Origin of the sequence: Staphylococcus sp. HMSC061G12, assembly GCF_001838465.1 — a bacterium.
GTDB classification, from domain to species: Bacteria; Bacillota; Bacilli; order Staphylococcales; family Staphylococcaceae; genus Staphylococcus; species Staphylococcus simulans.
The window spans coordinates 1-21286 of the sequence record NZ_KV837068.1; the positions used below are offsets into that span (position 1 = coordinate 1).

Here is a 21286-nt window from a genome sequence, read left to right on the forward strand (position 1 = left end):
AGTGGTCAATTAATGATTACTCTCCTACTCGATTAAAGGTATGATAATTACCAGAAAAAGTTTTTGAGAATAAAATAACCAATCACACTTATAACAATTATCCACAAGATGATAATCAAAACACCCGCATACCAATTTTGTGAAAGGATATTTTTATTGAGTTTAGATGCTTTTCGACGATTATCTTGAAGAATAGGTTCAGGTATTAATTTTAAGCACAAGGCAATACCTAATGGCACAATAATAATATCATCTAGATAACCTAAAACAGGGATGAAATCAGGAATCAAATCAATCGGACTTAATGCATAAGTAACGATACAGACTGCAAGTATTTTAACGGTCATTGGTGTGCGTTGATCCTTCGATGATAAATAGAGTACTAGCAGTTCTTGGTTCATTTTAGCGACAAATGATTTCAAAGCAGGTAAGAAATTGATATTCATAAATGTAGTCTCTCTTTATTGTTTTAGTTTATTTAGCTTCAAAGCAAGTTGACCTGTTACTATCGCATCGGTTAAAGCATCTTCAGATTCATAGTTTTCTAAGTTAAAGTATGTCTTTAAAGTGTCGAATTTATGATTAGGTGTATCTTTCACTAACTTTCTCGCAAGAGGGAGTGTATCTAGCACAGTATATTCAGGCATATCTATATTAAAGTCGTCGAAATAACGTAATAGGAATTTCATAGAGAAAGTTGCCGCATGTGCTACGATTTGTTTATCTCCAATAAATGTACGAATGGCTTCTATATCTTCTTTTTCAATAAAATCTTTGTCTTCTAAGAACTCATTCGTAACACCTGTCATTTGTATCACTTTTCTTGTTAATAAGCGTGTAGGTCGAAAGTATTTCATATATTGATTTATCATTTGATCATCTTTAAATTCGACGAGTGCAATTTGAAAAGCATCATGAAAATCAGAGCTTAAACCGGTTGTTTCAATTTTGAGTGTGACAAAGTGGTCCGCAAGTGTTTGTGATTTTATATAATGAATCGGCAATCTTTTGCGTTGTTTTAATTCAGCTTCTAATTCTTTAATATACTTTTCTTTAAGTCTTAATTTCATGACAAGTAATTCATTTTCTGTTTTTAAACGTTTCAATTCTTCTTGATCCACATCGCCACCTCCATCAGTTAAAGTGTATAACTATTTTACAATAAAATAGTAGGAGGGTGCTTAGATTAAGGTCGTGAGGAAAGTAATCCATAAATTCGAACACAAAAAAGAGAAGACCTTATTAGATCTTCTCACTAAAACAATATGGTGAATGTTTGGCATTATATTAGATACCAAAGAGTTTACTAACAATGCTAGCACCGTTTGTGATGATGTCTACGATGTTTTTACCTAATTCTAAGTTTTGACCGTTTTGAGCTGCTTCAATTGTAGCTTGGATTGCGTTGAATAAACCTTCCATGATTGTCACCTCAATATTTGTATTGTTTAAGGTTAAGTGGAATACCAACCTTTGATATCTCTACTATACAATCATCTTTTATCTAATTGGGCTAAATTCCTTAACTCACAATGTTCTATGCATACCCGTGGTATATCTGACAGATTCTTGACACTTAGGCATTCCTAACTGTTCTCTACTTGAGAAAAGTGATATACTTGTCATGATAAGTGCAATACATCTTCTAAAGTGAAAAATCATAACAGAAATTATTATGAATGGTATTGATTTAAATACTTTAATTAGATATAATAATTCTTGTGTTAAAAAATTATGTCCTGGTAGCTCAGCTGGATAGAGCAATGGCCTTCTAAGCCATCGGTCGGGGGTTCGAATCCCTCCCAGGACGTCGCTTAAAGCCTGTAACCTTTGTGGTTATGGGTTTTTTCTTATTTATCAGCAATTTTTTTAAGTAATTCTATGATTTCATCATTTTGTTTGATTATCTTGTCTCTTTGTGCGATGTGTATAAAATTTTGCTTTTGTTGAGACATGTAGTAATTAAATTGTGCTTGTTTCTCTATATTGAAAGTGAATTGTCCCATTACATGATAGAAGTTATCGAAATTAGCGAAAATTTGTTGGAACTTAAATGCTTCTATTGTTGTTTCGGTTGGATTAGGTATACCTTGTGTTCTAAAGAAATCAATCAATTTATCATGTTGTATTTGTTCTGGTGTCTTTTCCTCACCTAAAATTCCTCTTTCTTGAAATATATGTTCCAAGTCTTGATAAAACTTTTCTTTATTAAATTTAAAGATTTCCTTGTAAAGCTTTATAAAGTGGCGCTTATCTTCAATACTCAATTCTTTCCATTGTTTTTTCTGTTTTTTATCAAGTTCTGCAAGAATGCTTCCTTCAATGAAGCTTTCTCGAAATCCTAATTGTTCCATCTTAATACCTCCTAGTTGATATGAGTATATTTTAAAAAAAGATGCACCAACTAAGGTACATCTTTTTAATAGATCGAATTTATCTCACTGGTATTTTTTTATAGTACTTATCATCAGAGAATTTTGTGTTTGTTCTGATACGTTGGTTGATGACTTCTTCTTGTTCGTATTCACTTAAAGTACTCATATAAGGTTTTGGTGGTTGTTCACCAAACTTCTCAATGTATGACTGATACGCGCGTTTTAAACGTGGATTCATTGAATTCAACTCCCTTTAAACATTAATACATCTCTTATAATGTATTTACCCTTAATCCATTGATTATAGTCTAAGGGTAATTTAAATACATGCGAACTTAATTATACGCCAGCTAATAACGATAGGCAAATGAGCTATTGGGGTGAGAGCTTCACTATAGGACGTCCTTTAATATAAATAATGTCTCCTTTATCGAGTGAAACAGATTTGATGAAGTTCTTTTTTAAGATTTCATTATATTTAGGACCATCTTTTTTATTGCTTGTCACGATAAAATTCCCGCTGTTATCTGATTTGATTTTATACTTACCAGGTTTAACATCGGTACCGACGATATAAGTACCAGGTGTGAGACTTGTGCGCATCTTATGTTTTTCTGGTGCGATGATATATTCAGTGTGATTTGCTTTTTCTTTTTCATTCAATACGAGCGTGTGACCTTCGACAAGATACGTTGTAAATGAAGAGGGGCCAGAAGTTTTTGAAAGGAATTGACTCTCTGCTTCCTTATCAAAAGGGTTTTTCATTGTGATAATTCCTGACGACGATTTGCCGGTAGGAGTAATACGGTAATATCCAGGTTCAATATCTTGGCCTACTTTTAATGCTTCAGCTTTTGATTTGATCGTTTTGCCTGAAGCGGTTGTAGGTTTAAAATCGACCGGGAAATAGTCATGTTCATATTCGTATCCTTTAGATTTTATCTCATCACGAGAATAGTGGTGTTCTGTATCTTGATTTTGACTTGTGTCTTGTTTTGGTTGAGGTGCAGGTTTTGGTTTATCTCTTTTGTCTAAGAAGGACAGTTTATCTTTGAAAGAAAACTTTGTATTGATGTTTTTGTAGAGTGATTGATCCGTGAAAATACCCACAAAACAAATGAGACCTAACAATAAAGAACTCAATGTAATAGTCAATTTGAATTTGTATCGAGCTTGTTTACCTAAAGCGTTTAATGTAAAGAATAAAAAGATAATAAAGACAAGTGTGAATAGCAGCTATAAAGTTAAAAAGGTAGTTGCGGTGAAGGTCATATTTTTATCTCCCATACCCAAATAGGTGATTGATGTTTGTTTATATTCTTTAGTATATCTAACAAAATATAGTTTCACAATTAAATGTTGGATGGGTTAATTGCTTAAATCTTGTAAGAGACGTATAGTGCTATTGCAAGATATTATAAATTCAACTACCATGAGGAATAATGGGGGTGAAACAATGAAGTATGAAACGATACTGTTAGATTTTGATGATACGATTGTGGACTTTCATGATGCAGAAGACCAAGCATTCTTTCATTTAGCCAAAGAATATCAACTTGATCCGACATATCAAAATTTAGCGTTATTTAAAGAAGTGAATCAAGCGCATTGGGAAGCGTTTCAAGAGAATAAGTTAACAAAAGAAGAAGTACTGACTGAGCGTTTTATTAATTATTTTAATCGTTTTGGGATGCAGGTAAATGGACATGAAGCGGATGTGATGTTCCGCGATGGTCTTGCGACAGCACCGGTAAAGTATTTTCCTGATACTTTAGATGCCATTCAATATATGGCAGATCATGCGAAGCTTTATATCGTGACGAATGGTGTTGAAGATACGCAATTACGCAGACTGACCCAAACACCGCTTGAATCGATGATTAATGATATTTTTATTTCAGAAGTGACAGGTTTCCAAAAACCGATGCCGGAATTCTTTGATTATGTATTTGACCGTATAGATGCGGATCGTGAGCGTACATTGATTATCGGTGATTCGCTAACATCTGATATCCAAGGTGGTATTAATGCAGGTGTTGCGACATGCTGGTTTAACTATAGAGGTAAAGAAAATACAACGCAGATTCAGCCAGACTATGAAATTAAAAACTTAAATGAAATCAAATCGATTTTATAATAGAAATACGGCCTTGCATCACCACATGCAAGACCGTATTTCTATGTTTTAATAGTGATTTTTATTAAATGCCAAGGTTGTTTGTGTATCTTAGTGGCCTGGTTCCCAAATCAATACATCATAACCTTCTGGGTTCTTTGCTTCGACATCTTTGAAACCATGTCTGATAAAGAAATCTTTAGATTGGTTTCTTGCGATAGCTTTAATTGGTAAGTGTTTTTCTTTCGCAAAGTTTACTAATTCTGTGCCCAGTCCTCTTGATTGATAATTAGGTAATACTTCTAGTTTCCATAATACTAAGTAATGATCGTAGTCAGGGAAGTATTGTTCTTCAACTTCGCCATTTTCATATAACGCCATTCTCGCTGCAATTTTCTCCCCGACAAAAATGCCGTAAAATGGTGATTCTGAACTTGCGTCAATCATTTCACCCGCAAATTCATCAATAAAGGCGAGGTTAGGATTACTTGTTTCTCTAAAGTTCTCAAACAATTCATCCGTCTTATAGTTAATATCTAAGTGTTTTATGTTGCCCATTTTATTTCTCCCCCTTTTGTTTTCTTAAGTATATTATATATTAAATAGCGCTTACACGCATTGAATACGATAAGCCGTTAAATTGTGTTATATAGAAATAGACATTATACTATGATTGAGAAAACACAGTAGTTAAGGAGAAAAGTGTATGGATTGTTTAACCGCAAATATCAATGAGAATGATCAGTTTCTGACAAAATTAAAATCAAGCGATTCAGTGCTTAATTCATTTTACCAATATGATGCGATGTCTCCTGAAAGCTTTAAAGAAGCTTTAAACAAGCCAAGCAACGGCAGGGAGAAAGCATTAGCTTCTATTATTGGTGAATATATGTCAGATTTAGATTTATCTGATCAACAAAGAGAGAGTATTGATAAATTAAGTCGAGGAGCTAAAGTAGTCATCGGTGGACAACAAGCAGGGTTGTTCGGGGGACCGCTGTATACTTTTCATAAAATATTATCGATTGTTAATTTAAGTCTTCAAGTAGAAGATGAATATCAAAAAGAAGTAGTGCCGGTCTTTTGGATAGCCGGAGAGGACCACGACTTTGATGAAGTGAATCACACGTATGTCTTTAATCCAAAAAAAGCGATGTTGCAGAAGGTAAAGTATCATACTATGACACCGCCTGAAAGTAACGTTTCACGCTATACGCCTGATAAGGAAGCACTAATTGAAGCATTAGATCAATTTATGGGGCAGCTTCAAGAAACAGAACATACGAAAGTACTGCATGAGACAATGTTGTCTCTAATTCAAAAATATGAAACGTGGACGGATATTTTCAAAGCGTTATTACACACAGTCTTCAAAGATTACGGTGTACTATTCATTGATGCGCAAGATCTGAAATTGCGTCAGCTTGAACAACCGATATTAAAAGAAATGTTGAAACAACATGAAGCGGTAGATAATGCCTTTAGACAACAACAAGCACGTACAGTAGAAGCAGGGTTCAGTCAGATGATTCAAACTGACACGAATGTGCATCTATTCTTACATGAAGAAGACATGCGTCAATTATTGACTTTTGAAGATGGTAAGTTCTATACAAGTAAGTCTCAAACTGGGTATACAGAAGCGGAATTGCTTGAAATCTTAGAACAAGAACCTGAACGTTTTTCAAACAACGTGGTGACACGACCGATTATGGAAGAGTGGTTGTTCAATACGCTCAGCTTTATCGGCGGTCCAAGTGAAATTAAATACTGGGCAGAATTAAAAGGTGCATTTGATGTTTTAGATGTAGACATGCCGATTGTCTTGCCACGTATGAAAATAACTTATTTAACACCACGCGTTGAAAAACTATTGAATCGCTATGAAATTAATACTGAAGATGTGATTACCAATGGTATTGATGATGAGAAAGATAAGTTTATCAGAGCGCATGCATCTGATAATTTCCTAGAACAATTAGACGCGCTTCAAGAGAATCAGCAAGAAGTCTATAAGCAGTTATTAGCTGAAGTAAAAGATAATGAAGATAATAAGAATTTAGTGATTAAAAATAATCAAATTCATCATACGCAGTATGATTATCTTAGAAAACGTTATTTCCATAATATCGAGAGGGAAAATGCGATCAGCATGAAACATTTCAGAGAAATTAACGATGCCCTCCACCCAATGGGCGGTCTTCAAGAAAGAATCTGGAATGCGCTACAAATTATGAATGATTTTGGGATGGATGTGTTCAGTCCCTCCACCTATCCACCACTTCGTTACACTTTAAATCAAATTATTATCAAACCTTAGGGAATCAAGGGTTTAGCCCGTGCTCGCAGTCTTGAGCACGGGCTATTTTTATGCTAAAAATGAATTTTTTTCGATATGTTCACATAAATAGTGGAGGATAGTGGTGAGTTGTGGTAAATTATAAATAAGGTGAGGTGATATAAATGTTCATGGGTGAGTACGAACACCAATTAGACGCAAAAGGACGCATGATTGTACCATCTAAATTCAGATACGAATTGAATGAACGTTTTATTATTACCAGAGGCCTTGATAAATGTTTGTTCGGTTACACTATGGAAGAATGGCAGAATATTGAGGAGAAAATGAAGTCATTACCGATGACAAAACGAGACGCACGTAAGTTTATGCGTATGTTCTTCTCAGGTGCTGTTGAAGTGGAACTTGATAAACAAGGGCGTATTAATATCCCTAAAAATTTAAGGGAGTACGCTAATTTAACTAAAGAATGTACAGTGATTGGTGTTTCTAGCCGCATCGAAATTTGGGACAGATCTACATGGAACGCTTTCTATGAAGAATCTGAAGACAGTTTCGAAGATATCGCTGAAGATTTGATAGACTTTGATTTTTAAATGGAGGAATGAAAGTGTTTCATCACGTAAGTGTCATGTTAAAAGAAACCATTGACGAATTAAATATAAAAGAAGATGGTGTGTATGTAGACTGTACACTTGGTGGAGCAGGCCATGCCCTTTATTTATTAAATCAACTCAATGACAAAGGACATTTGATTGCGATAGACCAAGATATGACAGCAATTGAAAATGCGAAAGAGGTCTTAAAGGACCACTTAGATCGTGTCACTTTTGTGCACAGTAATTTCAGAGAAATCAATCAAATCCTTGATGATTTGAACATTGACAAAGTAGACGGCATTTATTATGACTTAGGCGTTTCAAGCCCACAGTTAGACGTGCCGGAGCGAGGATTCAGTTATCACCAAGATGCTAGATTAGATATGCGTATGGACCAGACACAACCTTTATCAGCTTATGAAGTTGTGAATGACTGGCCTTATGAAAGTTTAGTCAGAATCTTCTATCGTTATGGTGAAGAGAAATTCTCTAAACAGATTGCCAGAAGAATTGAAAAAACAAGAGAACATGAACCCATTGAAACAACTTTACAGCTGGTTGACGTTATTAAAGAAGGTATTCCTGCTAAAGCAAGACGTAAAGGCGGGCATCCTGCGAAGCGTGTCTTCCAAGCTATCAGAATTGCTGTAAATGATGAATTGAAAGCTTTCGAGGACTCATTAGAGCAAGCAATTGAAAGAGTCAAAGTACACGGACGCATTTCAGTGATTACTTTCCATTCGTTGGAAGACCGTTTATGCAAACAAATCTTCCAAGAATATGAAAAAGGCCCTGAAGTTCCCCGTGGTTTACCTATTATTCCAGAGGAATATACACCGAAATTAAAACGTGTTAACCGCAAACCGATTACAGCAACCGATGATGATTTAGCAGAAAATAACCGCGCTCGCAGTGCGAAATTGCGTGTAGCAGAGATTTTAAAATGATAGGAGAGTGACAAACTGCTATGGCTGTAGAAAGAATCTATGAACCTTATACCGAACAATATGAACCCGCCAGACAAACCCCAGAAGTCAATCCATCGCCGACTAAGAAAGTTAAGCGCAAGGTTGTCGTACAACTCACTAAATTTGAGAAGGTATTATACATATCTTTAGTCGCAGTGATTGCAATGATCAGTATTTATATACTTTCATTAAAAATGGATGCTTATGATACTAAGGGTAAAATTGCTGATTTAGATTATAAAATCGAACAACAATCAAGTCAGAACAGCGCATTAAAATCAGAAATCAAAAAGAACTCTTCTTATGAACGCATTTACGATAAAGCTCAAAAACAAGGCATGAGCTTAAAGAACGATAATGTAAAGGTAGTGCGTAATAATGCCGAAGCGAAAAATTAAAATTAAAAAAAATAAAATAGGGGCAGTCCTCCTCGTCAGCTTGTTCGGACTGCTCTTTTTTCTATTGGTTTTAAGGTATGCCTTTGTCATGTTGACAGGGCATTCTTCAGGACAAAACTTAGTGATGAAAGCCAATGAAAAATATTTAGTTCAAACACAACAACAACCAGAACGAGGAAAGATTTATGACCGTAATGGCAAAGTCCTCGCAGAAGACGTTGAACGCTTTAAACTGACAGCAGTTGTCAGTAAGAAAGCTGATGAAGGTTCAGACAAGCCACGTCATGTGGTTGATAAGAAAGAAACGGCTAAGAAGCTCGCAACTATCATCGATATGGAACCTAAAGAAATTGAAAAAATGTTAGATAACAAAAAAGCGTTCCAAGTTGAGTTCGGCCGTAAGGGTAGCAACTTAACGTATCAACAAAAAGACAAAATCGAAAAAATGAAATTGCCTGGTGTTGCGTTATATCCTGAAACAGAACGTTTCTATCCTAATGGAAACTTTGCTTCTCACTTAATTGGAATGGCACAAAAGAATCCAGATAATGGAGAATTAAAAGGTGCCATGGGTGTTGAAAAAATCTTCGACAGCTATTTATCCGGTAAGCGTGGGATGTTATCTTATGTACATGATATTTGGGGCTATATCGCACCAAATTCTAAACAAGAAGTAGCACCGCAACGTGGAGATGATGTGCATTTAACGATTGACTCAAACATCCAAGTCTTTGTAGAGGAAGCCTTGAATAAATTAGATGATCGTTTCGCACCAAAAGATGCCTTTGCGGTAGTTATGGATGCACATACAGGTGAAATCTTAGCCTTCAGTCAACGTCCGACATTCAACCCTGAAACAGGAAAAGACTTCGGTAAGAAGTGGGCGAATGACCTATATCAAAATACGTATGAACCGGGTTCTACCTTCAAGACGTATGGTTTAGCCGCAGCGATTCAAGAAGGTAAGTTCAAACCAGATAAGGAATATAAATCAGGTCATCGAGATATCATGGGTTCTGAAATCTCTGACTGGAACAATACAGGTTGGGGTAAAATTCCAATGAGTCTTGGTTTCACTTATTCATCCAACACCTTGATGATGCAGCTTCAAGATATGGTTGGATCTGACAAGATGAAATCATGGTATGAGAAATTCGGTTTCGGTAAACCAACAGGCGGTATGTTCGATGGTGAAGCAGCGGGCGGTATTGCCTGGGATAATGAATTACAACAAAAAACAACAGCATTTGGACAATCTACAACAGTCACTCCTATCCAAATGCTGCAAGCACAAACTGCATTCTTTAATAAAGGGAATATGGTTAAACCTTGGTTCGTAAGTAGTATAGACAATCCGGTTAAAAACGATACACTATATAAAGGTGAGAAAGAATTTGCGGGCAAACCAATTACGGAAGATACCGCGAACAAAGTGAAAAAAGAATTGGACTTAGTTGTTAACAGCAAGAAAAGTCATGCGCAAAACTTCAGAGTCAAAGGGTATCGTATTGGTGGTAAAACAGGTACTGCCCAAGTAGCTGACCCTGAAAACGGCGGTTACGTTAAAGGTCCTTATCCATACTTCTCAAGCTTTATCGGACATGCGCCAAGCAAAAATCCTGAAATTATTGTTTATGCTGGGATGAGCTTAGCTCAGAAAAATAAACAAGAAGCTTATGAAATGAATGTCAGCTCGGCATTTAATCCAATTATGGAAAATACATTGAAGTATTTAAATGTCGGTAAAGATAATGAAAAAGCAACTAAAGATTCATTCGGCAAAGTGCCAAATGTTTCAGGCGAGACTGTGGATCAAGCTGAAGAAGCTGTGAAAAACAAAGACTTGAAACCAGTAGTCATCGGTGAAGGCGATACGGTTGCACAGCAATTACCGCAAGCTGATGAAAAGACATTACTGCACAGTAAAGTCTTTATGAAAACAGATGGTGACATGACAATGCCTGATATGAAAGATTGGAGTAAAGATGATGTCTTAGCTTTCGAATCATTAACAGGAATTCGTGTTAAAATGAAAGGTAATGGCTTTGTTTCTGAACAATCTATCAGCCCGAATACGTCGTTGAAAGATAAAAAAGAAGTAGAAGTGAAATTGTCCGCACCACAAGCAGATTAGCATCAAGAGGTGATGGATACGTTTGGTATCCATCCCTCATCTTACATATAAAATTAAATTAAGATACACAAGGAGAACAATATGGTTTATGTTTTAGCAATTGTCGCATTTTTAGTTACAGCAGTATTAGTACCCATACTGATTCCAACATTAAAAAGGATGAAGTTTGGACAGAGTATCCGTGAAGAAGGCCCGAAAAGCCACATGAAGAAAACAGGTACACCGACGATGGGTGGATTAACGTTCTTAATCAGTATTATCGTCGCAACATTAATTGCGATTATCTTCTCAGATAATCCGAATCCGTTTATTCTATTGTTATTTGTGACAGTCGGTTTTGGTTTAATCGGCTTTATCGATGACTACATCATTGTCGTGAAGAAGAATAACCAAGGATTAACAAGTAAGCAAAAATTCTTAGCACAAATTGCGATTGCGGTTATCTTCTTTATCTTGAGTGATACATTTAACATGATTCATTTTGCGACAGGCATTCACATTCCGTTTACAACAGTACAAATTCCGCTTTCTGTCGTTTATGTCGTCTTCATTGTCTTCTGGCAAGTCGGCTTCTCTAACGCGGTTAACTTAACCGATGGTTTAGATGGTTTAGCGACAGGTTTATCTATTATTGCATTTTCTATGTATGCGATTATGAGCTTTATGCTTGGTAATCATGCAGTAGGTACATTCTGTATTATTATGGTCTTCGCATTGCTTGGTTTCTTATTCTATAACGTCAACCCAGCAAAAGTATTCATGGGAGACACAGGCAGCTTAGCTTTAGGTGGTATCATCGCAACTGTATCAATTATGTTAAACGCGGAAATTTCATTATTGTTCATCGGATTTGTATTTGTTGCTGAAACATTATCAGTTATTTTACAAGTCGCTTCATTCAAATTAACAGGCAAACGTATATTCAAGATGAGTCCGTTACATCATCACTTTGAATTATGCGGCTGGAATGAATGGAAAGTTGTGACAGTATTTTGGATTACAGGACTCATCACAGGCTTGATAGGTTTATGGATTGGAGTGCATTAATCATTGCTTAAATATAAAGGATTAGAAGGAAAACATGTATTAGTAGTTGGATTAGCGAAAAGCGGATATGAAGCGGCTAAATTACTACACCATCTTGGTGCAGAAGTTACTGTCAATGATGGCGGGGACCTTTCCAAAGATCCGCATGCGAAAGATTTAAAAGAAATGGGTTTAACTGTCATCGGGGGACATCATCCATTATCTTTATTGGATGACAATCCAATCATTGTTAAAAATCCAGGTATTCCCTATACTGTGCCATTGATTGAAGAAGCAGAAAAACGTGGTTTGAAAATATTAACGGAAGTCGAATTGAGTTATTTGATTTCAGAAGCACCGATTATTGCGGTAACTGGGACAAATGGTAAAACAACAACGACTTCGTTAATTGGCGACATGTTCGACAACAGCAGACAAATAGGTCTGCTTTCAGGCAATATCGGTTTTGTAGCATCTAAAGTTGCACAAGAAGCAAAATCTGAAGATTACTTAATTACTGAGTTGTCATCTTTCCAATTGCTTGGTATCGATACGTATCGTCCACATATTGCGATTATTACGAATATCTATTCAGCGCACTTAGATTATCACGGTACTTTAGAAAACTATCGTGATGCGAAACGACGTATTTATAAAAATCAAACTGAAGATGACTTCTTGATTTGTAATTACAGTCAACGTCATTTGATTGAAACAGAAGGCTTAAAAGCCAAAACATATTATTTCTCTACAAATCAAGAAGTTAACGGCATTTATATGAAAGACGGATATATCGTCTTGAATGGTTTACGTATTATTCATAAAGATGATATTGTGCTTCCTGGTGAACATAACTTAGAAAACATTTTAGCTGCTGTACTTGCAGCAGTGTTAGCAGGTGTTTCTATTGATGCAGTCATTCATACACTAACAACATTCTCAGGTATCAAACACCGTCTGCAATATATTGGTTCGAACAAAACGAACAAATATTATAATGACTCGAAAGCAACGAATACTTTAGCAACGCAATTTGCGTTGAATTCATTCGAACAACCGATCATTTGGTTGTGCGGCGGGTTAGATCGCGGAAATGGATTTGATGAATTGATTCCATACATGAAGAATGTGCGTGTGATGTTGACCTTTGGTGAAACACAAGATAAGTTGACGAAGCTTGGTGAAAGCCAAGGCAAGTATGTGGTACGTGCAACAGATGTTAAAGACGCAGTGGAGAAAGTTCAAGATATTATTGAACCAAATGATGTGGTCTTATTATCACCAGCATGTGCAAGTTGGGATCAATACAATACTTTTGAAGAACGAGGAGATGTTTTCATCGACAGTTTTCGTTCACATCTCCCTTCGAAGTAGGAGGGTGATGATGGATGGCAGACAAAGTACGAAAAATTGATTCAGAGTACTTAAAAGAAAAACGCCGAAAACGCAGAGCAAAACAGCGGCGCGTTCAACTTATAATATTTGGAACACTCATAGCGTTAATTATTCTGATAGTATTGTATATGTTCACGCCAATTAGTAATATTGACCATGTAGAGGTTAAAGGCAACCATTATCTTTCTGATAAAGAAGCGAAACAAGCTTTGGATTTAAAGAGAGATACTAAAATCTACATGTTCGGCAAAGGGAAAGCCATCAACAAAATGAAAGAAAATCCTTTCGTTAAAGACGTACAGATCAAGAGAAAATTGCCGAATAATTTAGAGGTGAATGTTTCTGAGTATCAATTGGTCGGATTGTTAGAAGATAAGGGCAAATATCATCCAGTGCTTTCAAATGATCATATTTTAAAAGATTATAAAGGACAAGTACCGAATGATGCGCCAGTGATATCAGGTTTTAGTGAATCACGACGCGATAAAATGATTCAAGCTTTATCGGAAATACCGACAGAAATCAGACAATCGATTTCTGAAGTAGAATATGCGGATGATAAAGACAACCGCAATAAAATCAGATTGTATATGAAAGATGGCATTCAAGTCATCGGCAATATACGCACGATTGCCGATAAATTAAAATATTATCCTGAAATGGTCAGCGCACTAGAACGTGATGACTCTGGTGAATTGAAAAAATCAGGTTATATTGATTTATATGTCGGTGCTTCATTTATTCCATACAAATCTTCTTCATCAACATCATCAGACAGCAGTGTGAAATTGAAAGAAGGTACAGCAATGGAAGATAAAGCGAAAGATGAATTGCAGAATACTTTGAACAAAATTAATGACCAAATGAAAGATGATAAGACAACAAAAGATAATTCTCAGAAAGAAAGTAGTACAAATAATTAAAAAAGTCTTGAATATCATGTGTTTATAGTTCACAACCATAGAAACGTATTGTAAACTAACTATAGTGTATTTTTTAAAGAAATTGTCAGGAGGTGCCTATCTATGGAGGAACATTACTATGTAAGTGTAGATATTGGTTCATCTAGTGTAAAAACAATAGTAGGCGAAAAATTTCATAATGGAATTAATGTGATAGGTACAGGACAAACCTATACAAGCGGAATTAAGAATGGCTTGATCGATGATTTCGATTTAGCTAAACAAGCTGTTAAAGATACAATTAAGAAAGCTTCAATCGCGTCAGGCGTTGATATTAAAGAAGTATTCTTGAAATTGCCGATTGTCGCTACTGAAGTTTATGATGAAACCAATGAAATCGAATTTTATGAAGATACTGAAATAAACGGAAGACACATTGAAACTGTGTTAGAAGGCATCAGAGATAAAAACGACGTTGAAGAAACTGAAGTGGTGGATACATTCCCAATTCGTTTCATCGTAGATGGCGACAACGAAGTTTCTGATCCGAAAGAATTGATTGCAAGACATTCGTTAAAAGTTGAATCAGGTGTTATTGCGATTCAAAAATCAATTCTTGTCAACTTAATTAAATGTGTAGAAGCTTGCGGTGTGGATGTATTAGATGTTTATTCTGATGCATACAACTATGGCTCAATCTTGACGCCGACTGAGAAAGAGTTAGGCGCATGTGTGATTGACATTGGCCAAGATTTAACGCAAGTAGCATTCTTCGAACGCGGCGAGTTAGTTGACGCTGATTCATTCGAAATGGGCGGACGTGATATCACTGATGATGTTGCGCAAGGCCTTAATACATCTTATGCGACAGCAGAAAAAGTGAAACATCAATATGGTCATGCATTCTATAACTCAGCATCAGATCAAGATGTTTTCTCTGTTGAACAAATCGATAGTGATGAAGATGCACAATTCACGCAAAAAGATTTAGCAGATATTATAGAAGCACGTGTAGAAGAAATCTTCTTCAATGTCTTTGATTTACTGCAAGAATTAGGATTGACGAAAGTCAACGGCGGATTTGTGGTAACAGGCGGTTCAGCAAACTTGTTAGGTGTTCGTGAATTATTGCAAGATATGGTTAATGAGAAGGTAAGAATACATACACCTTCACAAATGGGAATCAGAAAACCTGAATTCTCATCTGCAATTTCAACGATTTCTAGCAGTATCACTTTTGATGAATTATTAGATTATGTTACAATTAGTAATCATGATAATGAAGAATTTGAAGAGGAAGTAATCGAGTCAGAACCTAAGCCGCATACTGAAAAAGCAAGCGGTTTCGACTGGTTCAAGAAAAAACAAGCTAAACCGACTCATGAAACACCTGCTTCAGGTGAATCAATTGAAACAGACGAAGTTTCTGAAACACCAGAAACACACAATACTAAGCAAGAAACTGATTATAACTCAGACCAATCTCATGAGAAACAAGAAGAAAGTAAATTTAAAAAATTATTGAAATCTCTATTTGATTGATTGCCCATTAAAACTAGGAGGAAATTTAAATGTTAGAATTTGAACAAGGATTTAATCATTTAGCGACGTTAAAAGTCATTGGTGTCGGCGGCGGAGGTAACAACGCTGTTAACCGAATGATTGACCACGGAATGAACAATGTTGAATTTATTTCAATCAACACTGACGGTCAAGCATTAAACTTATCTAAAGCTGAGTCCAGAATCCAAATCGGTGAAAAATTAACACGTGGTTTAGGTGCTGGCGCGAACCCAGAAATTGGTAAAAAAGCTGCAGAAGAATCTCGCGAGCAAATCGAAGACGCTATCCAAGGCGCTGATATGGTATTCGTAACTGCTGGTATGGGTGGCGGTACTGGTACAGGTGCTGCACCAGTTGTTGCTAAGATCGCGAAAGAAATGGGTGCATTAACAGTTGGTGTTGTAACTCGCCCATTCAGTTTCGAAGGACGTAAACGTCAAACTCAAGCTGCTGCAGGGGTAGAATCAATGAAAGCAGCTGTTGATACATTAATCGTAATTCCAAACGACCGCTTATTAGACATCGTTGACAAATCTACGCCAATGATGGAAGCGTTCAAAGAAGCGGATAACGTATTACGCCAAGGTGTACAAGGTATCTCAGACTTAATCGCAGTATCTGGTGAAGTAAACCTTGACTTTGCAGACGTCAAGACAATCATGTCTAACCAAGGTTCTGCATTAATGGGTATCGGTGTTTCTTCTGGTGAAAACCGTGCAGTTGAAGCAGCTAAAAAAGCTATTTCTTCTCCATTACTTGAAACATCAATCGTTGGTGCACAAGGTGTCCTAATGAACATTACAGGCGGAGAATCATTATCTTTATTCGAAGCGCAAGAAGCGGCTGACATTGTACAAGATGCAGCAGATGAAGATGTAAACATGATCTTCGGTACTGTTATCAACCCTGAATTACAAGATGAAATCGTAGTTACTGTAATTGCGACTGGTTTCGAAGACAAACCAGCAACTCATGCACGTAAACAATCTAATACAGGTTTCGGATCTAGCGCAACAAGCACAAGTGCTTCAAGCGACGAAGGTATCGGTCATGCGCCAAGATCTCATAGTTCTGAATCATCAAGCGAATCAAGAACACACACTACTAAAGAAGATGATATTCCAAGCTTCATCAGAAACAGAGAAGAAAGACGTTCAAGAAGAACTAGACGTTAATCTCTTTCTATAAAGTTTGCATTGAGCAATCAACCATAGTATCACGCAAGATTAGATGCAACAGGTCATCGAGTGGTCTAGTGAGAACAATAATCTAAAGTGTCATCAGATCGATTGATCTGATGACACTTTTTATATATTTGAATATAAGCGCAATTAGCTTTACTATTAAATTAACAACCTAGTTTAAAAGGCATCAATCTATAAATAGGAGAGATTATTATGCCAGAAAATTTTAGCAAACAACCACATTATTTAGAACATACTGATGCGAAATCAGAAGGGATTACTTTAGGATTCACTACCAGAGAAGGTGGACAGAGTCCGTATCCAGAAAACGCGTTTAATATGGCATTATATATCGATGATGCTGCTGAAAATGTACATGCCCATCAACGTATCATTGCTGATGCCATCGGTTATGATAGAAAACAATGGATCTTCCCGATTCAAACACATGGCACAAATGTTGTTGAAGTGACAACAGAAGACGCAAATACAAACATCGATACATTAACAGATGCTTTGCATGGAGTAGATGGTATGTACTCATATGATTCAGATGTATTATTAACGATGTGCTATGCCGATTGTGTACCTGTTTATTTCTATAGTCCAAAGCATCATTTTATTGCATTAGCACATGCAGGTTGGAAAGGTACAGTTGGCCGTATTTCAGAAGAAATTTTAGAACATATCATTTTTGATTTGAAAGACCTGCAAGTTGTGATAGGTCCTGCGACTTCAAATAGTTATGAAATTAATGATGACATTAAAGCGCAATTTGAAGCCTTACCTGTTGATGCATCAACATTTATTGACACACGTGGCGAAGATCGTCATGGCATCGATTTAAAAGAAGCGAATCGTCAATTACTTATCCAAGCAGGTGTACCGAGTGAAAATATTGACGTAACAGATTATGCGACTTCTGAGAATTTGGACTTATTCTTTTCATATAGGGTAGAAAAAAGTAAGACTGGCCGTATGTTGGCATTTATCGGACAGTAAGAAGTAAGGAGTAATTGGAATGAATGTGAAACAAAATCTAGAACAAATCAACGAACATATTACGAAAAGTCTTGAGAAAGTCCATCGTGACACCAGACCGAACGTGATTGCTGTAACAAAATATGTTACAATAGAGCGAGCTAAAGAAGCATATGATGCTGGCATCAGACATTTTGGGGAAAATCGTTTGGAAGGTTTCCAAGCTAAGCGAGAAGCATTGCCAGATGACGTGGTAATGCACTTTATCGGTACATTGCAATCACGTAAAGTCAAAGAAGTTATCGATGACATTGATTACTTACATGCATTAGACCGTAAAAGTTTAGCGAAAGAAATCAATAAACGCGCATCACATGTCGTTAAATGTTTTGTTCAAGTGAATGTTTCTGAAGAAGAAAGTAAACATGGTCTTGCTTTAGAAGAAGTAGATGCATTTATCGAATTACTTGAACAATATGAGAACATTCAAGTCGTGGGTCTGATGACAATGGCACCTTATACAGAAGATGAAGCAGAAATTAGACAGATTTTTGAAACATTAAGACATAAACGTGATGAAATTCAAGCAAAACAATTAGATTATGCGCCATGCACTGAATTATCTATGGGCATGAGTAATGATTATGAAATTGCTGCAGAAGAAGGCGCAACCTTCGTACGAATCGGTACTAAACTAGTAGGGAAAGAGGAGTGAGCCAATTGGCTTTAAAAGACCTATTTAACAATTTTTTTGTCATAGAAGAAGAAGAGGAAGTTGCTGATCGTCAGCAACCTACAAAAAATACTGCACAAGCTGAACCAGAACCTCAAACACAAGCTACTACAACAGCGCAGCAAACGCAATCAACAAACAATAATAATTATTATAATGAAAGACAGCGAGCAATTAAGACTGTCCCTAAACGTCAAACACAAAGCAATCGATTGCAGACGTCTTCCAATGAAAGGAAGTATCAAATGGCTAATCACACAAACAATGACCCTTCAAGAAATGTAGTCAATATGAACGCTGGGAACTTGCACGAAAGTTCAAAAATGTGTTTATTCGAGCCACGTGTCTTCTCAGATACGCAAGATATTGCGGATGAGTTGAAGAATAGACGTGCGACACTCGTCAATTTACAACGTATTGACAATGTTTCTGCGAAACGTATTATTGATTTCTTAAGCGGAACAGTATACGCAATCGGTGGAGACATCCAACGTGTCGGTAATGATATTTTCTTATGTACACCAGATAACGTAGAAGTAGCTGGCAGTATTACAGAAGATATTGATACGTCTGAATTTGATTATGAATGAGGTAACCAGCTATGAGTTTAGTTAATGTTTTAGCGCTCTTATTTAATGCGATAGAGATATTGTTGACAGTGTATTACTGGGGTATGATTTTATACTTCTTTATGTCATGGATACCGAATGCGCAAGGTTCTGCATTTGGACGTTTCCTACGTAAGATTTACGAACCGTTTTTAGCACCATTTCGTAAAATTATCCCGCCAATCGGTATGATTGATATCTCAAGTTTAGCCGCTATCTTTGTGTTGATATTCTTCCAAAGAGGCTTACATGCGATATTCGTACTGATTCTGCAACAATTAGTTTAATAAATCATGAAAGGTATGCCGAATTTCATTGGAATCAGGCTGCCTTTTTCTTTTGTCAGGGGTGAATTCACATAGATATATATCAACACTTTAGAAGAGAAGAACAACCTATCATCACTATGTTGATGGATAAAGTACAACAAGCAGAACGCAATTATGCGCCGGTGTTAACACACTTTCTAGATCCAAGAGCACAATATATTTTAGAAGTCATCGTCAATAGTTTCGATGATTTACAGGTTTCATTTAATGGCGGCAATCCATCTAGTGAACGTAAGCGTGCAGTAATTGCGCCAGATTACTTTGAACCGACTGAAGAAGATTTTGAGCTGGTGCTGTTTGATTTAGAGTATCCTGAAAAGTTTGCGTCAATTGATCATCGTAATGTGCTTGGAACGTTGATGTCACTCAGTATTGAACGCGATCAACTCGGTGATATTATTGTAGGCGATAAAATTCAGTTTATTTTGACAAAGAATATTAAATCGTATATAATGTTGAAATTAAAGCGAATCAAGGGTGTACCGGTCAAACTGCATGAAGTACCACTAGAAGATATGATACAATCAAAAGAGGATTGGACGCTCCATCAAGCAACGGTCAGCGCAATGCGCTTAGATGTTGTGTTGAAGGAAATGATTCGTAAATCACGTTCAATTGCGAAACAATATATTGAAAAGAAACGTATCAAAGTGAATCATACAATTATTGAACGTCCAGATTTCCAACTAGAACCTGGAGATTTGCTGTCGATACAAGGACATGGCCGTGCGAGAGTGACTGAAATCGGTCATAAAACAAAGAAAGACAAACTGCGCATAGTATATGAAACTTTATTCAAATAGTGTATGATTAAGGAGGACAATATAAGATGTCTTTTACACCGAATGAAATTAAAAACAAAGAATTTTCTAGAATTAAGAATGGCCTTGAACCCACTGAAGTCGCTGATTATTTAAGCCAACTCAGTCAAGAAATTGAACATTTAAAAGAACAGAAAAAACAACTTGAAACAGTTGTAGAAGAGAAAGAAAATAACTTAAAAGCGTACAAAGAAGTACAACAATCAGTAAGTGACGCTTTAGTTCAAGCACAATCAGCAAGCCAAGAAACAAAAATGGCTGCGACAAAAGAAGCAGAAGCGATTATTGCCAAAGCAAAAGCAGAAGCAGATCGTATTGTGAATGACGGTGTGGAAAAAGCAAGACGTTTATCTTTCCAAACAGAAGATATGAAACGTCAATCTAAAATTTTCCGTTCTCGTTTCCGCATGTTAGTGGAAGCTCAGTTAGATTTATTGAAGAATGATGATTGGGATTACTTATTAAACTATGACTTAGATGCACAACAAGTCACTGAAGAAAACTTCCAACATTTACATCAAAATGATGTGACTGAACAAGAGAAACAACAAGCGCAAGCGCAACAAGCTGAAGCACAAGACGGCACACCAGCACAAAATGAAGCAGATAAAGAACAAAAATAATAATTGAATTTTGTAAAACAGACGCGTAAGAATTAAGTGAACATATCAACATAACAGCGAGTTAGGGATGGTGCGAGCCTAATATATGTTTAATTCTTATATCACTGTTTTATCCAATCATATAGGTAAGAATGAAGAGAACTCTAAGTTGAGTTAATCAGGGTGGTACCGCGGTTAATCGTCCCTGTTAATTGAACTTAGAGTTCTTTTTTATATTTTAAGGAGTGAAAAT

At 36.3% G+C, this 21286-nt stretch carries 24 protein-coding genes and 1 tRNA gene; 18 read left to right on the forward strand and 7 right to left on the reverse strand.

Going from position 1 to position 21286, the window contains the following annotated elements:
- Positions 1-47: 47 nt before the first annotated feature.
- The 3 genes from HMPREF2937_RS06315 to HMPREF2937_RS06325 form a co-directional block, all read right to left on the reverse strand.
- Entirely contained in the window at positions 48-446 is a 399-nt protein-coding gene (locus tag HMPREF2937_RS06315; protein ID WP_070864234.1) for a YkvA family protein, read from the reverse strand.
- A gap of 15 nt (positions 447-461) precedes the next feature.
- Positions 462-1121 (reverse strand): 3'-5' exonuclease, encoded by a 660-nt coding sequence (locus tag HMPREF2937_RS06320; protein WP_070864235.1) that lies wholly within the window; start codon positions 1119-1121, stop codon positions 462-464.
- Positions 1122-1287: 166 nt separating this feature from the next.
- Positions 1288-1422, reverse strand: coding sequence for a beta-class phenol-soluble modulin (locus HMPREF2937_RS06325; protein WP_002480580.1), 135 nt, complete (start codon positions 1420-1422; stop codon positions 1288-1290).
- Positions 1423-1736: 314 nt separating this feature from the next.
- Between HMPREF2937_RS06325 and HMPREF2937_RS06330 the strand changes: the two genes are divergently transcribed.
- A tRNA-Arg gene (locus HMPREF2937_RS06330) sits at positions 1737-1810 on the forward strand.
- 40 nt (positions 1811-1850) lie between these two features.
- Here the strand turns inward: HMPREF2937_RS06330 and HMPREF2937_RS13985 are convergent.
- The 3 genes from HMPREF2937_RS13985 to HMPREF2937_RS06345 all read right to left on the reverse strand — a co-directional run bounded on the left by HMPREF2937_RS13985 (position 1851) and on the right by HMPREF2937_RS06345 (position 3485).
- Positions 1851-2354 carry a hypothetical protein gene (locus HMPREF2937_RS13985; RefSeq protein ID WP_023015780.1) on the reverse strand — a complete coding sequence of 168 codons (504 nt, stop codon included), beginning with the start codon at positions 2352-2354 and terminating at the stop codon, positions 1851-1853.
- A 79-nt stretch (positions 2355-2433) separates the two neighbouring features.
- Positions 2434-2613 carry a hypothetical protein gene (locus tag HMPREF2937_RS06340; protein ID WP_002480583.1) on the reverse strand — a complete coding sequence of 60 codons (180 nt, stop codon included), beginning with the start codon at positions 2611-2613 and terminating at the stop codon, positions 2434-2436.
- Positions 2614-2747: 134 nt separating this feature from the next.
- The gene (locus tag HMPREF2937_RS06345; RefSeq protein ID WP_070864236.1) at positions 2748-3485 is read right to left on the reverse strand and encodes a hypothetical protein; all 738 of its coding nucleotides are present in this window, start codon (positions 3483-3485) and stop codon (positions 2748-2750) included.
- Between the two features lie 346 nt (positions 3486-3831).
- Here HMPREF2937_RS06345 and HMPREF2937_RS06355 point away from each other — a divergent pair, with 346 nt between their 5' ends.
- Positions 3832-4512 (forward strand): YjjG family noncanonical pyrimidine nucleotidase, encoded by a 681-nt coding sequence (locus tag HMPREF2937_RS06355; RefSeq protein WP_070848764.1) that lies wholly within the window; start codon positions 3832-3834, stop codon positions 4510-4512.
- 90 nt (positions 4513-4602) lie between these two features.
- Here the strand turns inward: HMPREF2937_RS06355 and HMPREF2937_RS06360 are convergent, their stop codons facing one another.
- Positions 4603-5049: an N-acetyltransferase gene (locus tag HMPREF2937_RS06360; RefSeq protein WP_002480586.1), complete on the reverse strand. Its 447-nt coding sequence runs from the start codon at positions 5047-5049 to the stop codon at positions 4603-4605.
- Between the two features lie 148 nt (positions 5050-5197).
- On the opposite strand from HMPREF2937_RS06360, the gene bshC reads away from it, so the two are divergent.
- The 16 genes from bshC (at position 5198) to HMPREF2937_RS06440 (ending at position 21054) form a co-directional block, all read left to right on the forward strand.
- Entirely contained in the window at positions 5198-6811 is a 1614-nt protein-coding gene (gene bshC / locus HMPREF2937_RS06365) for a bacillithiol biosynthesis cysteine-adding enzyme BshC (RefSeq protein ID WP_070864238.1), read from the forward strand.
- A 143-nt stretch (positions 6812-6954) separates the two neighbouring features.
- Positions 6955-7386: a division/cell wall cluster transcriptional repressor MraZ gene (gene mraZ / locus HMPREF2937_RS06370; protein WP_002480588.1), complete on the forward strand. Its 432-nt coding sequence runs from the start codon at positions 6955-6957 to the stop codon at positions 7384-7386.
- A 14-nt stretch (positions 7387-7400) separates the two neighbouring features.
- Complete coding sequence (gene rsmH, locus HMPREF2937_RS06375; protein ID WP_023015776.1) at positions 7401-8336, forward strand: 16S rRNA (cytosine(1402)-N(4))-methyltransferase RsmH; 936 nt, start codon at positions 7401-7403, stop codon at positions 8334-8336.
- A 20-nt stretch (positions 8337-8356) separates the two neighbouring features.
- On the forward strand, positions 8357-8755 hold the full coding sequence (gene ftsL, locus HMPREF2937_RS06380; RefSeq protein WP_023015775.1) for a cell division protein FtsL: 399 nt from the start codon (positions 8357-8359) through the stop codon (positions 8753-8755).
- The gene (locus HMPREF2937_RS06385) at positions 8736-10889 is read left to right on the forward strand and encodes a penicillin-binding protein (RefSeq protein ID WP_070864239.1); all 2154 of its coding nucleotides are present in this window, start codon (positions 8736-8738) and stop codon (positions 10887-10889) included. Before ftsL ends, HMPREF2937_RS06385 begins: the two co-directional genes overlap by 20 nt.
- An 81-nt stretch (positions 10890-10970) precedes the next feature.
- A complete protein-coding gene (gene mraY / locus HMPREF2937_RS06390; protein WP_057510997.1) occupies positions 10971-11936 on the forward strand; it encodes a phospho-N-acetylmuramoyl-pentapeptide-transferase in 966 nt (321 codons plus the stop codon).
- 3 nt (positions 11937-11939) lie between these two features.
- Positions 11940-13289: a UDP-N-acetylmuramoyl-L-alanine--D-glutamate ligase gene (gene murD / locus HMPREF2937_RS06395; protein ID WP_070864240.1), complete on the forward strand. Its 1350-nt coding sequence runs from the start codon at positions 11940-11942 to the stop codon at positions 13287-13289.
- A 14-nt stretch (positions 13290-13303) separates the two neighbouring features.
- Positions 13304-14233 (forward strand): cell division protein FtsQ/DivIB, encoded by a 930-nt coding sequence (locus HMPREF2937_RS06400; protein ID WP_057510999.1) that lies wholly within the window; start codon positions 13304-13306, stop codon positions 14231-14233.
- A 102-nt stretch (positions 14234-14335) separates the two neighbouring features.
- Entirely contained in the window at positions 14336-15754 is a 1419-nt protein-coding gene (gene ftsA, locus HMPREF2937_RS06405; RefSeq protein WP_002480595.1) for a cell division protein FtsA, read from the forward strand.
- A 29-nt stretch (positions 15755-15783) separates the two neighbouring features.
- Positions 15784-16950, forward strand: a complete 1167-nt coding sequence (gene ftsZ / locus HMPREF2937_RS06410) for a cell division protein FtsZ (protein ID WP_002480596.1) — start codon at positions 15784-15786, stop codon at positions 16948-16950.
- 222 nt (positions 16951-17172) lie between these two features.
- Positions 17173-17961, forward strand: coding sequence for a peptidoglycan editing factor PgeF (pgeF, locus tag HMPREF2937_RS06415; protein WP_070864241.1), 789 nt, complete (start codon positions 17173-17175; stop codon positions 17959-17961).
- 19 nt (positions 17962-17980) lie between these two features.
- The gene (locus HMPREF2937_RS06420; protein WP_002480598.1) at positions 17981-18655 is read left to right on the forward strand and encodes a YggS family pyridoxal phosphate-dependent enzyme; all 675 of its coding nucleotides are present in this window, start codon (positions 17981-17983) and stop codon (positions 18653-18655) included.
- Between the two features lie 5 nt (positions 18656-18660).
- Positions 18661-19263 carry a cell division protein SepF gene (locus HMPREF2937_RS06425; RefSeq protein WP_002480599.1) on the forward strand — a complete coding sequence of 201 codons (603 nt, stop codon included), beginning with the start codon at positions 18661-18663 and terminating at the stop codon, positions 19261-19263.
- Between the two features lie 11 nt (positions 19264-19274).
- Positions 19275-19568: a YggT family protein gene (locus tag HMPREF2937_RS06430; RefSeq protein WP_002480600.1), complete on the forward strand. Its 294-nt coding sequence runs from the start codon at positions 19275-19277 to the stop codon at positions 19566-19568.
- A 71-nt stretch (positions 19569-19639) separates the two neighbouring features.
- Entirely contained in the window at positions 19640-20413 is a 774-nt protein-coding gene (locus tag HMPREF2937_RS06435) for a YlmH family RNA-binding protein (protein ID WP_070864242.1), read from the forward strand.
- Between the two features lie 26 nt (positions 20414-20439).
- On the forward strand, positions 20440-21054 hold the full coding sequence (locus HMPREF2937_RS06440; protein WP_023015769.1) for a DivIVA domain-containing protein: 615 nt from the start codon (positions 20440-20442) through the stop codon (positions 21052-21054).
- Positions 21055-21286 lie beyond the last annotated feature (232 nt).